General features: G+C 59.5%; 10 protein-coding genes. 8 read left to right on the forward strand and 2 right to left on the reverse strand.

All coding sequences use genetic code 11. The features are described 5' to 3' along the window. Positions 1-21 precede the first annotated feature (21 nt). The 3 genes from puuR (at position 22) to QLG03_RS06260 (ending at position 3,670) form a co-directional block, all read left to right on the forward strand. Positions 22-579 (forward strand): HTH-type transcriptional regulator PuuR, encoded by a 558-nt coding sequence (puuR, locus tag QLG03_RS06250; protein ID WP_002898590.1) that lies wholly within the window; start codon positions 22-24, stop codon positions 577-579. Positions 580-899: 320 nt separating this feature from the next. Next, positions 900-2,387: an aldehyde dehydrogenase PuuC gene (puuC, locus tag QLG03_RS06255; protein ID WP_032455303.1), complete on the forward strand. Its 1,488-nt coding sequence runs from the start codon at positions 900-902 to the stop codon at positions 2,385-2,387. 2 nt (positions 2,388-2,389) lie between these two features. After that, on the forward strand, positions 2,390-3,670 hold the full coding sequence (locus QLG03_RS06260) for an FAD-binding oxidoreductase (protein ID WP_049014899.1): 1,281 nt from the start codon (positions 2,390-2,392) through the stop codon (positions 3,668-3,670). Here the strand turns inward: QLG03_RS06260 and QLG03_RS06265 are convergent. Then, entirely contained in the window at positions 3,667-4,629 is a 963-nt protein-coding gene (locus QLG03_RS06265) for a LysR substrate-binding domain-containing protein (protein ID WP_072096457.1), read from the reverse strand. The two genes, QLG03_RS06260 and QLG03_RS06265, sit on opposite strands and share 4 nt — an antisense overlap. Positions 4,630-4,711: 82 nt before the next feature. Here QLG03_RS06265 and QLG03_RS06270 point away from each other — a divergent pair, with 82 nt between their 5' ends. Then, a complete protein-coding gene (locus QLG03_RS06270; protein ID WP_048334639.1) occupies positions 4,712-5,797 on the forward strand; it encodes a tartrate dehydrogenase in 1,086 nt (361 codons plus the stop codon). A 374-nt stretch (positions 5,798-6,171) separates the two neighbouring features. Here the strand turns inward: QLG03_RS06270 and ptsP are convergent, their stop codons facing one another. Then, the gene (ptsP, locus tag QLG03_RS06275; protein ID WP_255988077.1) at positions 6,172-8,673 is read right to left on the reverse strand and encodes a phosphoenolpyruvate--protein phosphotransferase; all 2,502 of its coding nucleotides are present in this window, start codon (positions 8,671-8,673) and stop codon (positions 6,172-6,174) included. Positions 8,674-8,982: 309 nt separating this feature from the next. On the opposite strand from ptsP, the gene QLG03_RS06280 reads away from it, so the two are divergent. From QLG03_RS06280 to QLG03_RS06295, 4 genes are read left to right on the forward strand one after another with little or no spacing between them, the layout of a single operon-like run. Then, a complete protein-coding gene (locus QLG03_RS06280; RefSeq protein ID WP_023289077.1) occupies positions 8,983-10,059 on the forward strand; it encodes a PTS fructose transporter subunit EIIC in 1,077 nt (358 codons plus the stop codon). A 20-nt stretch (positions 10,060-10,079) separates the two neighbouring features. Further along, a complete protein-coding gene (locus QLG03_RS06285) occupies positions 10,080-10,400 on the forward strand; it encodes a PTS fructose-like transporter subunit IIB (RefSeq protein WP_023289076.1) in 321 nt (106 codons plus the stop codon). A 50-nt stretch (positions 10,401-10,450) separates the two neighbouring features. After that, on the forward strand, positions 10,451-12,748 hold the full coding sequence (locus tag QLG03_RS06290) for a formate C-acetyltransferase (RefSeq protein ID WP_044521987.1): 2,298 nt from the start codon (positions 10,451-10,453) through the stop codon (positions 12,746-12,748). Continuing rightward, positions 12,714-13,589 carry a [formate-C-acetyltransferase]-activating enzyme gene (locus QLG03_RS06295; protein WP_064158250.1) on the forward strand — a complete coding sequence of 292 codons (876 nt, stop codon included), beginning with the start codon at positions 12,714-12,716 and terminating at the stop codon, positions 13,587-13,589. Before QLG03_RS06290 ends, QLG03_RS06295 begins: the two co-directional genes overlap by 35 nt. Positions 13,590-13,592: the final 3 nt, after the last annotated feature.

A 13,592-nucleotide genomic window follows, 5' to 3' on the forward strand; every position in this document is an offset into this window, starting at 1 on the left:
TACCGTTAAGGAAATGCAAATATGAGCGATGACGGACTGGCGCCAGGGAAACGTCTGTCAGAGATCCGCCAACAGCTGGGTCTCTCGCAGCGTCGTGCCGCCGAACTGTCTGGGTTAACACATAGTGCCATCAGCACCATAGAGCAGGACAAAGTCAGTCCCGCCATCAGTACGCTGCAAAAGCTGCTGAAAGTCTATGGGCTGTCGCTCTCGGAATTCTTTTCTGAACCCGAAAAGCCGGACGAACCCCAGGTGGTCATTAATCAGGATGACCTTATCGAAATGGGCAGTCAGGGCGTTTCCATGAAGCTGGTTCATAACGGAAATCCGAACCGTACGCTGGCGATGATTTTTGAAACTTACCAGCCTGGAACCACGACCGGGGAGAGGATTAAGCATCAGGGTGAGGAGATAGGCACCATACTGGAGGGGGAGATCGTGCTGACCATTAACGGTCAGTCGTACCACCTGGTGGCTGGACAGAGCTATGCCATTAACACCGGCATCCCGCACAGCTTCAGCAACACCTCGGCAGGCATCTGCCGCATCATCAGTGCCCACACCCCCACCACATTCTGAATAGTTAGCCTGAACGAGGTTCAGGCTTTCTTCAGACCTGCGACGGCGGAAATTTTATTTTCGTCGCCGCGAAAAACTCGCCGTCATAACGTTTGTGCCGGAAGGGAATCCTATTTCCTGCTGGCCCTGAAATAATTAACGCCGTGAATGGCGACTCGTCCCTGAATTATTCGGCATGCAGACAACCTGCCGAAATTTAGGGCAATAAAACGGTATTCAACTCCGGGGATTCACGATGCCCTGCGCCTGGCGCAGCGCCCCCGTGCAGCCTGAAAACGCCGAAATGATTAATTTGCCGATAATGTTTTTAAGGAGTCATGATGAATTTTCAGCACCTGGCTTACTGGCAGGAAAAAGCGAAAAGCCTGGCCATTGAAACACGATTATTTATTAACGGCGAATATTGCGCCGCGGTCGATAATACCACCTTTGAAACCATTGACCCTGCCGCGCAGCAAACGTTAGCCCATGTCGCCCGCGGCAAAAAAGCCGACGTCGAGCTGGCGGTGAAGGCCGCGCGCCGGGTCTTTGATAACGGCGACTGGTCACAGGCCGCCCCCGCGCAGCGTAAAGCGGTTCTCACACGCTTCGCCGACCTGATGGAGGCCCACCGCGAAGAGCTGGCGCTGCTGGAAACGCTGGATACCGGCAAACCGATTCGCCACAGCCTGCGCGACGATATTCCCGGCGCCGCCCGCGCCATCCGCTGGTATGCCGAAGCGCTGGATAAAGTCTATGGCGAAGTGGCCCCCACCGGCAGCAACGAGCTGGCGATGATCGTCCGCGAACCGATTGGCGTCATCGCCGCGGTGGTGCCATGGAACTTCCCGCTGCTGCTGGCCTGCTGGAAGCTCGGTCCGGCGCTGGCGGCAGGCAACAGCGTGATCCTTAAGCCGTCGGAAAAATCGCCGCTCACCGCCCTGCGCCTCGCCGGGCTGGCGAAAGAGGCTGGCCTGCCGGACGGCGTGCTGAACGTGGTCAGCGGCTTTGGTCACGAGGCCGGACAGGCGCTCGCCCTGCATCCTGACGTGGAGGTCATTACTTTTACCGGCTCCACCCGCACCGGCAAGCAACTGCTGAAAGACGCCGGCGACAGCAATATGAAGCGCGTGTGGCTGGAAGCGGGCGGCAAGAGCGCCAACATCGTCTTCGCCGACTGCCCGGATCTGCAAAAAGCGGTCAGCGCCACCGCCGGCGGCATCTTCTACAACCAGGGCCAGGTGTGCATCGCCGGCACCCGCCTGCTGCTGGAGGAGAGCATCGCCGACGAGTTCCTGGCGCGACTGAAAACCGAAGCGCAACACTGGCAGCCGGGCAACCCGCTCGACCCAAACACCACCATGGGCATGCTGATTGACAACACCCATGCCGACAGCGTGCACAGTTTTATTCGCGGCGGCGAAAGTAAAAGCACCCTGTTCCTCGACGGGCGGAAAAATCCATGGCCTGCCGCCGTCGGCCCGACCATTTTCATTGACGTCGACCCGGCCTCCACCCTCAGCCGGGAAGAGATCTTCGGCCCGGTGCTGGTGGTGACGCGATTCAAAAGCGAAGACGAAGCCCTGCGGCTTGCCAACGACAGCGACTACGGCCTCGGCGCCGCGGTATGGACTCGCGATCTCTCACGCGCCCACCGCATGAGCCGCCGCCTGAAGGCCGGTTCGGTCTTCGTCAACAACTATAACGATGGTGATATGACCGTCCCCTTCGGCGGTTACAAACAGAGCGGCAACGGGCGCGATAAGTCGCTGCACGCCCTGGAAAAATTCACCGAACTGAAAACCATCTGGATTGCCCTGGAGTCTTAATCATGACCGAACATACCACCAGCTATTACGCCGCCAGCGCCAACAAATATGAACCCTTTCCGACGCTGGACGAATCGATAAGCTGCGACGTCTGCGTCGTCGGCGGCGGCTACACCGGCCTCTCCTCTGCCCTGCATCTTGCCGAAATGGGCTACGACGTGGTGGTGCTGGAAGGGGCGCGCATCGGCTTCGGCGCCAGCGGCCGCAACGGCGGTCAGCTGGTTAACTCCTACAGCCGCGATATCGACGTGATTGAAAAAAACTACGGCCCGGATGCGGCGAAAATGCTCGGCAGCATGATGTTCGAAGGCGGCGATATTATCCGCGAACGCATCCAGCGCTATCAGATCCAGTGCGATTACCGACCGGGCGGCCTGTTCGTGGCGATGAACCATAAACAGCTGGAGACGCTGGAAGAACAGAAAGCCAACTGGGAGCGCTACGGCAACACGCAGCTGGAGCTGCTGGACAGAGAGGCGATTCGTCGCGAAGTGGACAGCGACCGCTACGTCGGCGCCCTGCTCGACCACAGCGGCGGCCATATTCACCCGCTCAACCTCGCCATCGGCGAAGCGGACGCTATTCGTCTGAACGGCGGCCGGGTGTATGAGCAGTCGCCGGTCACCCGCATCCAGCACACCAGCCCGGCAGTGGTCAGCACCGCCCGCGGCCAGGTCACTGCCCGCTATGTGATCATCGCCGGCAACGCCTATCTCGGTGACAAACTGGAGCCGGAGCTGGCGAAGCGCAGCATGCCGTGCGGCACCCAGGTGGTCACCACCGCGCCGCTGTCGGAGGAGGTCGCCCGCTCGCTGATCCCGAAAAACTACTGTGTGGAAGACTGTAACTACCTGCTGGACTACTACCGTCTGACCGGCGACAACCGCCTGCTGTACGGCGGCGGCGTGGTCTACGGCGCCCGCGACCCGGACGATGTGGAGCGGCTAATTATGCCAAAGCTGCTGAAAACCTTCCCACAGCTGCAGGGGGTGAAGATTGACTACCGCTGGACGGGCAACTTCCTGCTGACCTTGTCGCGGATGCCGCAGTTTGGTCGCCTGGATAGCAACATCTACTACATGCAGGGCTACAGCGGGCATGGGGTCACCTGTACCCACCTCGCCGGACGATTGATTTCGGAACTGCTGCGCGGCGACGCCGAGCGTTTCGACGCCTTTGCCAAACTGCCGCACTACCCGTTCCCGGGCGGCCGCAGCCTGCGTATCCCCTTTACCGCGATGGGCGCCGCCTACTACAGCCTGCGCGACCGCCTTGGGGTTTAATCGTCTTTGCCGACGGCCCTGGCCGTCGGCTCATGCTGCGGATAGTGTTGCTGGAAATAGTGGCGCAGAAACTCCACGGTGGTGCGAATTTTAGCCGACGTCGCCAGGCGGGAGACGTAAACCGCCCAGACGTTGGCCGGTTGCCAGTAGTCCGGCAGCACCTGCACCAGATGCCCGCTGGCGATATTCTCCCTGACGTCCCACCACGAACGGAGCGCAATCCCCTGCCCGTCCAGACACCACTGATGAACAATTTCGCCATGGTTGGACGACAGCGGCCCGGTCACTTTGATGGCGTGCTGGCCCTCTTTGCTATGCAGCTGCCAGACGCCGAACGGATGATCCCGCTCTTTAATCACCAGGCACGGCAGAGCCGCCAGATCGCTCAGCTGTTTCGGCGGCGCATGGCGGGCGAGGAACTGCGGCGACGCGCAGAGCACGCGGTGATTGCGCGCCAGCTGGCGGGCAATCAGATTCGGCGCGATATCGTCGCCGAGGCGAATATCGAGATCCACCCCTTCATTGACTAAATCCACCAGCCGGTCCTGAACATCAAAACGCAGCTCCAGCTGCGGGTACTGAAGCGCCAGCGCCGACAGCGCGGGGGCCACCACCCGGCGGCCAAAGCCGAAGCTGCTGATAATCCGCAGCGTTCCCTGCGGCACCTGACGCACGTCGGAGAGCTCGTCCATCATCTCATCGACATCCTGCAGAATGCGCTGCGCCCACTCGTAGATCCGCTCTCCCTCTTCGGTAATGGTGACCCGGCGGGTGGTCCGGTGAAGCAACATCACATTCAGGGTTTGCTCCAGCAGCGAAACCCGCTTGCTGACAAAAGCCGGCGATACGCCCAGCTCCTCAGCGGCGGCGGCAAACCCGGCCCGGCGGGCGACCAGCATAAAAACGCGTAAATCATTCAGCAGCGGCAGATTATTCATGATCTGTGTTTTATGTTTCACCAGTTAGCGTGATTAATTATGAATCAGTCAATTATAGGATAAGCAGGTGGTCAAACATCATCGCTAAAAAGTGAGAACCGGAATGAAAAAAACCTGTCGTATTGCCGCCATCCCGGGTGACGGAATTGGCAAAGAAGTCCTGCCTGAAGGGATCCGCGTACTGAAAGCCGCCGCGCAACGGTGGGATCTGGCGCTGAGCTTCGAGCAGATGGAGTGGGCAAGCTGCGAATATTATGCTCATCACGGTAAGATGATGCCGGACGACTGGCGCGAGCAGTTACAGGGGTTCGACGCCATCTACTTTGGCGCCGTCGGCTGGCCGGATACCGTCCCGGATCATATCTCGCTGTGGGGGTCGCTGCTGAAGTTCCGCCGCGAGTTCGATCAGTACGTCAACCTGCGCCCGGTGCGCCTGTTCCCCGGCGTCCCCTGCCCGCTGGCGGGGAAAAAGGCTGGCGATATCGATTTCTACGTGGTGCGCGAGAACACCGAAGGCGAATATTCCGCTCTGGGCGGGCGCGCAAATGAAGGCACCGAGCATGAAGTGGTGATTCAGGAGTCGATCTTTACCCGCCGGGGCGTTGACCGTATCCTGCGCTACGCCTTCGAGCTGGCGCAAAGCCGCCCACGCAAAACGCTGACCTCGGCGACGAAATCCAACGGGCTGGCCATCAGCATGCCCTACTGGGATGAGCGGGTGGAGGAGATGGCCAAAAACTATCCCGAGATCCGCTGGGACAAGCAGCATATCGATATTCTCTGCGCCCGCTTCGTGCTGCAGCCGGAGCGGTTTGACGTGGTCGTCGGCTCCAATCTGTTCGGTGATATTCTCTCCGATCTTGGCCCGGCCTGCACCGGTACCATCGGTATTGCGCCATCGGCCAATCTCAACCCGGAGCGCACCTTCCCGTCGCTGTTCGAGCCGGTTCACGGTTCAGCGCCGGATATCTACGGGAAAAATATCGCCAATCCGATCGCCACCATATGGGCCGGGGCGATGATGCTTGATTTTCTCGGGAACGGCGATGCGCGCTATCACGCTGCGCACAACGGCATCCTGGCGGCAATTGAGCAGACGATCGCCAGCGGGCCGAAGACGCCGGATATGCAGGGCAGCGCGTCAACGCAGCAGGTCAGCGACGCCGTCTGCAAAGCAATTTTGGCATAATTATCCCGGCCGCTCCCAGGTCGCGCTACGGCTGACCTGGGCTACAAAAGGCACGATAATGGAGTAAGTAGGCCGGGTTAGGCGCAGCCGCCACCCGGCACAAAATCGTCTCCGCGCCTGATGCCATCGCCCGGCGGTGCGGCGCTTGCGCGGGCCGACTGACGGTCAGAGCCGGATTAATCGATATAGTTATCAGTTTGCAACGGTTTCGCCCCGGAAAAACGGTTGTTCTGTGTTATGTCCGGGCAGATGGCGCTCCCGATATGTCTTCTGCGTTAAGTCTCTCCTGGCACCGGGAGCACATAGGGAGAGGCCCGTCGCCACCTCCACCAGCATCCACGGGCTCCGGCCAGCGGCGCGGGCCGGATAACCGATCACAACTCCAACTCGCGGCGCAGCAGTTGCGCGATAGCCTCGCTGCTCTCTGCGGATACCAGCGCCTGGCGGAACTCGGCGTGCATAATGCGCCGCGCCAGGCGCGAGAAGATGCGCATATGCTGGTCGCCCGCCGAATGCTTGTTTAGCGTCAGCATAATCACAAACTGCGCTTCTTCATCACCCCACTTCACCGGCTGCGCCAGGCGGGCGACGCTAATGGTCGACTGCTCAATATGCTCGGATTTACTGTGCGGAATGGCAAAACTGAAGCCCAGCCCGGTGGAGAACACCGCCTCGCGGGCCCAGAGATCGGCCTCCAGCTTGCGCGGATAGCGGCAGCGCCCGGCCAGCAGCAGGTTATCCGTCATCCCCTTCAGCACCTCCTCCTTGCTGCGCCAGTCGCTGTTGAGGGTGATGCACTGGCGGCTAATCAACGGCACATCCTGCTGGCGCATGCGGAACTGGGCCAACAGATGCTCCACTTCCAGCGAAGTACGGCACTGCATCGCCTGATTCAGCAGCTGACGGCAGGCGCGGCTGTCCAGCTGCGCCAGACGCGCTTTGGTCGCCGGGATCGCCGGCGCGCTCATGCTCAGTTCATCCAGGCCGAGGCCGACCAGCAGCGGCAGCACCGAACCTTTGGCCCCCAGCTCGCCGCACAGGCCGATCCATTTCCCCTGCCGGTGCGCCGCCTGCACGGCATAGTCCAGCGCACGCAGGAAGGCCGGGTTGAGACTGTTGTAATGGCGCGTCACTTTCGCATTATCGCGATCGACCGCCAGCAGATACTGCGTTAAGTCATTGCTGCCGATGCTAAAGAAGTCCACCTCTTCGCAGCACTGATCGATGATGAACATCACCGACGGCACCTCCAGCATGATGCCCAGCGGGATTTTTTCATCAAACGGGATCTGTTCGACGCGCAGCGACTGTTTGGCCTCCGCCAACCGCTCTTTCACCCACAGGATCTCTTCCATTGAGGAAATCATCGGGATCATGATCTTCAGCGAGCCGTGCGCCGAAGCGCGTAGAATCGCCCGCAGCTGAGTATGAAACAGCGCCTGGTACTCTTCATAGATGCGCACCGCGCGGTAGCCGAGGAAAGGGTTATTTTCCGCCGGAATGTTGAGGTAGGCCACCGGCTTATCACCGCCGATATCCATAGTCCGCACGATAATGCTGCCCCCGGCGGCAGGCTCCAGCGCCTGGCAGAAAATGTTGTAGAGTTCGTCTTCCGATGGCGCGCCGGGCCGGTCCATATAGAGCATCTCCGTGCGGAACAGGCCAACCGACTGCGCGCCGTTGTTGAAGGCCGCCACCGCCTCTACCGAATGGGCGATGTTCGCCGCGATCTCGACGCGGATACCGTCTTCCGTCTGCCCCGCCTTATCCAGCCATACCTGCTGCTGTTGCTGGATCTGCGCCTGAACCCACGACTCCTGCTGATAGTAGCGCGCCACCGCCGGACTCAGGTCGACCACCAGCAGCCCCGCGTTGCCGTCGATCTGCACCTGGGTATCCTCCCAGGGCAACAGTGCGTCGAGGTCAACCCCCACCAGGGTCGGGATATTGAATGAGCGGGCAAGGATCACGGTGTGCGACGTAGTGCCGCCGCTGCGCAGCAGCAGCCCTTTGAGATGCGTTTTATCCAGTTCGAGGAACTGGCTGGGGGTGAGTTCGTCGGCAAGGCAAATGGCGGCTTCCCGCAGTTGACCCGGCGCCGGGAAACGGGCTTCGCCGTAGATATGCTGCAACAGCTGGAAGCAGACATCGCGCACATCCAGCACTCGCTCCTGCAGATAGCTGCTGCCGGAATCGCGGAACTGGGCGCAGAAGTGGTCGCTGGTGGCGACGATCGCCTGGGCGCAGCTGAGACCGGTGAGGATCCCGCCGAGCAGATGCTGGCGCAGCGAGGCATCCGTCGCCAGCGAACGGTGAGCTTCCAGTATCGCGCTGGCGGTACCGTCATTGTCCAGCAGCCGCAGTTCGATATCTTTCACCAGCAGGCGCAGGCCGTTATCCAGTGCCGCCTGCTCCTGTTCAGGACTGCTGGCGACGGGCAGTGCGCCAAGCTCGTGCAAATCGCGGGATTTTAGATGGATGAGTCTGCCCCCCGCGCTGCCGGCGCAGACCGGACTGGCATGGAACAGCGTCGGGTTCAGGCGTGAGAGTGACTCCGGCACCGGCTGGACGTCCAGCGCTTGTGCCGTAGGCAGCGGCGCGTCGCAGTGAGGAAATTCATCACGCAGAAAGGCCGTTAACGCGGCGTAAGCCTCGGCTTCATCTTCGCCGCTGATAAGCAGCTGGCAGGTGTCGCCCTTCAGGGTGTTCGTGCCGATGACCGCCAACGCGCTTTTGGCATTGCCACCGGTATCGCAGCGCAGGTTCCGCCACTCAATTGCCGATGAAAAACGGTTACACAGCGTTTCGACCAGACTGGCCGGACGCGCATGCACGCCGTTGGGCAAATCACATGTAAATTCAATGACCAGAGCCATCGCCTTCCTCCTGAGTAATCCATTAATTCCCCAAAAGGTAATGAAAGATGGTCAAGTGGACTAGGTGACAAAACTGGCAATTACTGGACTATTGTACACACGATACTTTTTTATGCCCGCCATCACAATTCCACCCTTTTAGCGCTCACTCCTCCTGTCATCACTAAGATTTGAGGTGGATCGCAATTCTTTTCTAACCTTACAAATATCCAGTAAATGCACTTTTTCTCTACTGTTTTATGCGGCGCCCTTTTTCTAATGTTGAGCCATCAATACTGTCACGGGCCCTACAGCGCTCAGGAGCAAGCAATGAACGAACTGGTGCAAATACTAAAAAATACTCGCCAGCATCTGATGACCGGCGTGTCACATATGATCCCCTTCGTGGTCTCCGGCGGGATCCTGCTGGCGGTGTCCGTCATGTTGTATGGCAAAGGTGCGGTTCCGGATGCCGCCACCGATCCCAACCTGAAGAAACTGTTTGATATTGGCGTCGCCGGCCTGACGCTGATGGTCCCTTTTCTCGCCGCCTACATTGGCTACTCCATCGCCGACCGCGCCGCGCTGGCCCCCTGCGCCATCGGCGCCTGGGTAGGTAACAGCTTCGGCGCCGGCTTCTTTGGCGCGCTGATCGCTGGGATGATCGGCGGTCTGGTGGTCTATTACCTGAAAAAAATACCGGTCCACAAGGTGCTGCGCTCGGTGATGCCGATATTCATTATTCCCATCATCGGCACCTTTATTACTGCCGGGATCATGATGTGGGGGCTCGGCGAACCGGTAGGCGCGCTCACGGCAAACCTGACCAACTGGCTGCAGGGCATGCGCGAAGGCAGCATCGTGGTGCTGGCCATCATTATGGGCCTGATGCTGGCGTTTGATATGGGCGGCCCGGTGAACAAAGTGGCCTACGCCTTCATGCTGATCTGCGTTTCACAGGGGGTCTACAGCGTAGTGGCTATCGCCGCCGTCGGCATCGCCGTACCGCCGCTGGGGATGGGACTGGCGACGCTGATCGGCCGCAAATATTTCACCGCCGAAGAGAGGGAAACCGGCAAAGCGGCGCTGGTGATGGGCTGCGTCGGGGTCACCGAAGGGGCGATTCCCTTTGCCGCTGCCGACCCGCTGCGCGTTATTCCGGCCAATATGATTGGCGCGGCCAGCGGCTGCGTCACCGCGGCGCTGTTGGGCGCCCAGTGTTACGCCGGCTGGGGCGGGCTCATCGTGCTGCCGGTGGTCCAGGGCAAACTCGGCTTTATCGCCGCGCTGCTGGTCGGCGCCTGCGTCAGCGCCGCCTGCGTCATTGTGCTGAAAGCGCTGGCTAAAAAGAAATCGTCTGACGCCAAAGCCGACGACGAATTAGACCTTGATTTTGAAATTAACTAACAGACTGGAAGGAACAGATTATGACCCACATTATCGCTGTCACCGCCTGCCCGTCGGGTGTGGCTCACACCTATATGGCCGCCGAATCGTTAGAAAGCGCCGCTAAGGCCAAAGGCTGGCAGGTCAAAGTTGAAACCCAGGGTTCTATCGGCATTGAAAACGAGCTGACCGCGGAAGAGATCGCCGCCGCCGATATGGTCATTCTGACCAAAGATATCGGTATCAAATTCGAAGAGCGTTTTGCCGGGAAAACTATCGTACGCGTCAATATCAGCGATGCGGTCAAACGCGCCGACGCCATCATGAACAAGATAGACAGCCACCTTTCCCAACGAGCCTGAAGCCTTAAAAGGGGCGCCCGCGCGCCCTTCGCCACAACATGGAGTTTGTCATGACGAATCGTACTCAACGCCTGAAAGCCAGCCTGTTCGCCCAACCGCGCGAAATATCACTTGAACGCGCCCTGCTCTATACCGCCAGCCATCGGCAAACGGAGGGCGAGCCGGTGATTATTCGCCGGGCGAAGGCCACCGCCTGGATCCTCGATAAGGTAGACATTTCGATTCGTGATGATGAACTGATTGCCGGCAACCGTACCATCAAACCGCGGGCCGGCATTATGTCGCCGGAGATGGATCCCTACTGGCTGCTTAACGAGCTCGACACCTTCCCGACCCGACCGCAGGACCGCTTCGCGATAAGCGAAGAAGATAAGCGCGTCTATCGGGAAACGCTGTTCCCCTACTGGGAAAAGCGCTCAATGAAAGATTTCATCAACGGCCAGATGACAGACGAGGTCAAAGCCGCCGTCAGCACCCAAATATTCAGCGTGAACCAGACCGATAAAGGCCAGGGCCATATCATTATCGACTATCCGCACCTGTTGAATAATGGCCTGGACGCGCTGGTTGCGGAGATGCAATCACACTGTGCCCGGCAGCCTGATAACCCTTTTTATCAGGCGGTATTGATCCTGCTGGAGGCCTCTCAGCGCCATATTCTGCGCTACGCCGCGCTGGCCGAGGAGATGGCTGGACACTGTCAGGATCCGCAGCGTCAGCGGGAGCTGTTAACCATCGCCGCGATTTCGCGCCACAATGCGCAGCACCGGCCAACGGACTTCCCCCAGGCCTGCCAGCTGTTCTGGTATATGAACATCATTCTGCAGTACGAATCCAATGCCAGCTCCATTTCGCTCGGCCGTTTTGACCAGTACATGCTGCCGTTTTATCAGGCGTCGCTGAATCAAGGACAGGATCCGGCGTCGCTCAAGGAGCTGCTGGAGTCGCTTTGGGTAAAATGCAACGACATCGTCCTGCTGCGCTCCTCCAGTAGCGCACGCTATTTCGCCGGTTTTCCCACCGGGTATACCGCCCTGCTCGGTGGGCTAACGGAAACCGGGCGCAGCGCGGTCAATGTGCTGTCATTTTTATGCCTCGATGCCTATCAAAACGTGCAATTGCCGCAGCCGAATCTTGGCGTGCGGGTGAACGAGCTGATTGACCGCCCGTTCCTGCGTAAAACCGCCGAAACCATCCGCCTGGGCACCGGCATTCCACAGATTTTCAACGACGAGGTGGTGGTCCCCGCCTTCCTCAATCGCGGCGTGTCGCTGGAAGACGCCCGCGACTACGCGGTGGTCGGCTGCGTCGAGTTGTCGATCCCCGGCCGCACCTACGGCCTGCATGATATCGCCATGTTCAACCTGCTGAAGGTCATGGAACTTGTCCTGCAGGAAAATGAAGGACAACCGGAGGTCAGCTGGGAAGGGCTTATCCGCCAGATGCGCGACAAAATTCGCTATTACATCAAGCTGATGGTCGAGGGCAGCAATATCTGCGATATCGGCCATCGCGACTGGGCGCCGGTGCCTCTCCTCTCCTCGTTCATTAAAGATTGCGTGCAGCACGGTAAAGACATCACCGCCGGCGGAGCGCGCTATAACTTCTCCGGCGTCCAGGGCATCGGGATTGCCAACCTGAGCGATTCGCTTTATGCCCTGAAGGGGATGGTCTTTGACCAGCAGCGCCTTAGCTTTGACCAACTGATGGCGGTACTGAAAGCCAACTTCCAGACGCCAGAGGGAGAGAAAATCCGCGCCCGGTTGATCAACCGTTTTGAAAAATACGGCAACGATATCGACGACGTCGATAATATCAGCGCCGATCTGCTGCGCTTTTACTGCAAAGAGGTGGAACAATATCTGAATCCGCGCGGCGGGCGTTTTACGCCCGGCTCCTATACCGTCTCGGCGCACGTGCCGCTGGGCTCGGTGGTGGGGGCTACCCCGGACGGGCGGCTGGCTGGCGAACAGTTAGCGGACGGCGGCCTGTCGCCAATGGTCGGCCAGGATGCCCAGGGGCCGACGGCAGTGCTGAAATCAGTCAGCAAGCTGGATAACTATCTGCTGTCGAACGGTACGCTGCTCAACGTTAAATTCACCCCGGCGACGCTGGCCGGCGACGGCGGGCTAAACAAGCTGGCAGACTTTTTACAGGCTTTCTGCAAGCTCAAGCTGCAGCATATTCAGTTTAACGTGGTCAATGCCGACACCCTGCGTGAAGCGCAGCAACGGCCGCAGGACTTTGCCGGCCTGGTGGTGCGCGTCGCGGGCTACAGCGCCTTCTTTGTTGAGCTGTCGAAGGAGATTCAGGATGACATTATCCGCCGCACCGCGCATCAGCTGTGAGGTGATGGAGACGCGCGCCGACCGGGCGCGCATTTTTAATCTGCAGCGCTACTCGCTCAACGATGGCCAGGGGATCCGCACGGTGGTCTTTTTCAAAGGCTGCCCCCACACCTGCCCGTGGTGCGCCAACCCGGAGTCAATGTCACCCAGGATCCAGACCCTGCGCCGGCAGAGTAAATGCCTGGGTTGCGCCCGCTGCCAGCAGGATGTCGCCGAGTGTCCCTCCGGGGCATGGGAGCAGATCGGTCGCGACATGACGCTGGATAACCTCCTTCAGGAGGTGCTGAAGGATGAAGTCTTCTTCCGCGCCTCCGGCGGCGGTGTCACCCTCTCCGGCGGTGAAGTGCTCATGCAGGCCGAATTTGCCGCCCGCTTTCTCCAGCGCCTGCGCCAGTGGGGGATCCGCACCGCCATCGAAACCGCTGGCGACGGGCCCTTCAACCGTTTTTTACCGGTGGCTGAAGCCTGCGACGAAGTGTTATTTGATTTTAAAATCATGGAACCTGAGCGGGCATTGTCGCTACTGCGAATCAATCAGCCGCGGGTACTGGATAATTTTCGCCAGCTGGCGGCTAGAGAGATCAACCTCATCCCACGCGTGCCGCTGATCCCGGGCTATACCATGAGCGTCGATAATTTTCGCCAGATTCTGAACTTTCTCGCACCTTTTAATCTTACAGAATTGCACCTGCTGCCATTTCATCAATACGGCGAGCCCAAATACCGTCTGCTGGGCAAACCCTGGGCGCTGGCCAGGGTGAAAGCGCCTGACGAAGCGGACATTCAACCTTATCGGGTAATGGCCGAAGCGGCCGGATTCCACGTCACTATCGGCGGTTAACGC

It is taken from the genome of Klebsiella sp. V115_8, from assembly GCF_029967715.1.
Taxonomy (GTDB): domain Bacteria; phylum Pseudomonadota; class Gammaproteobacteria; order Enterobacterales; family Enterobacteriaceae; genus Klebsiella; species Klebsiella quasipneumoniae.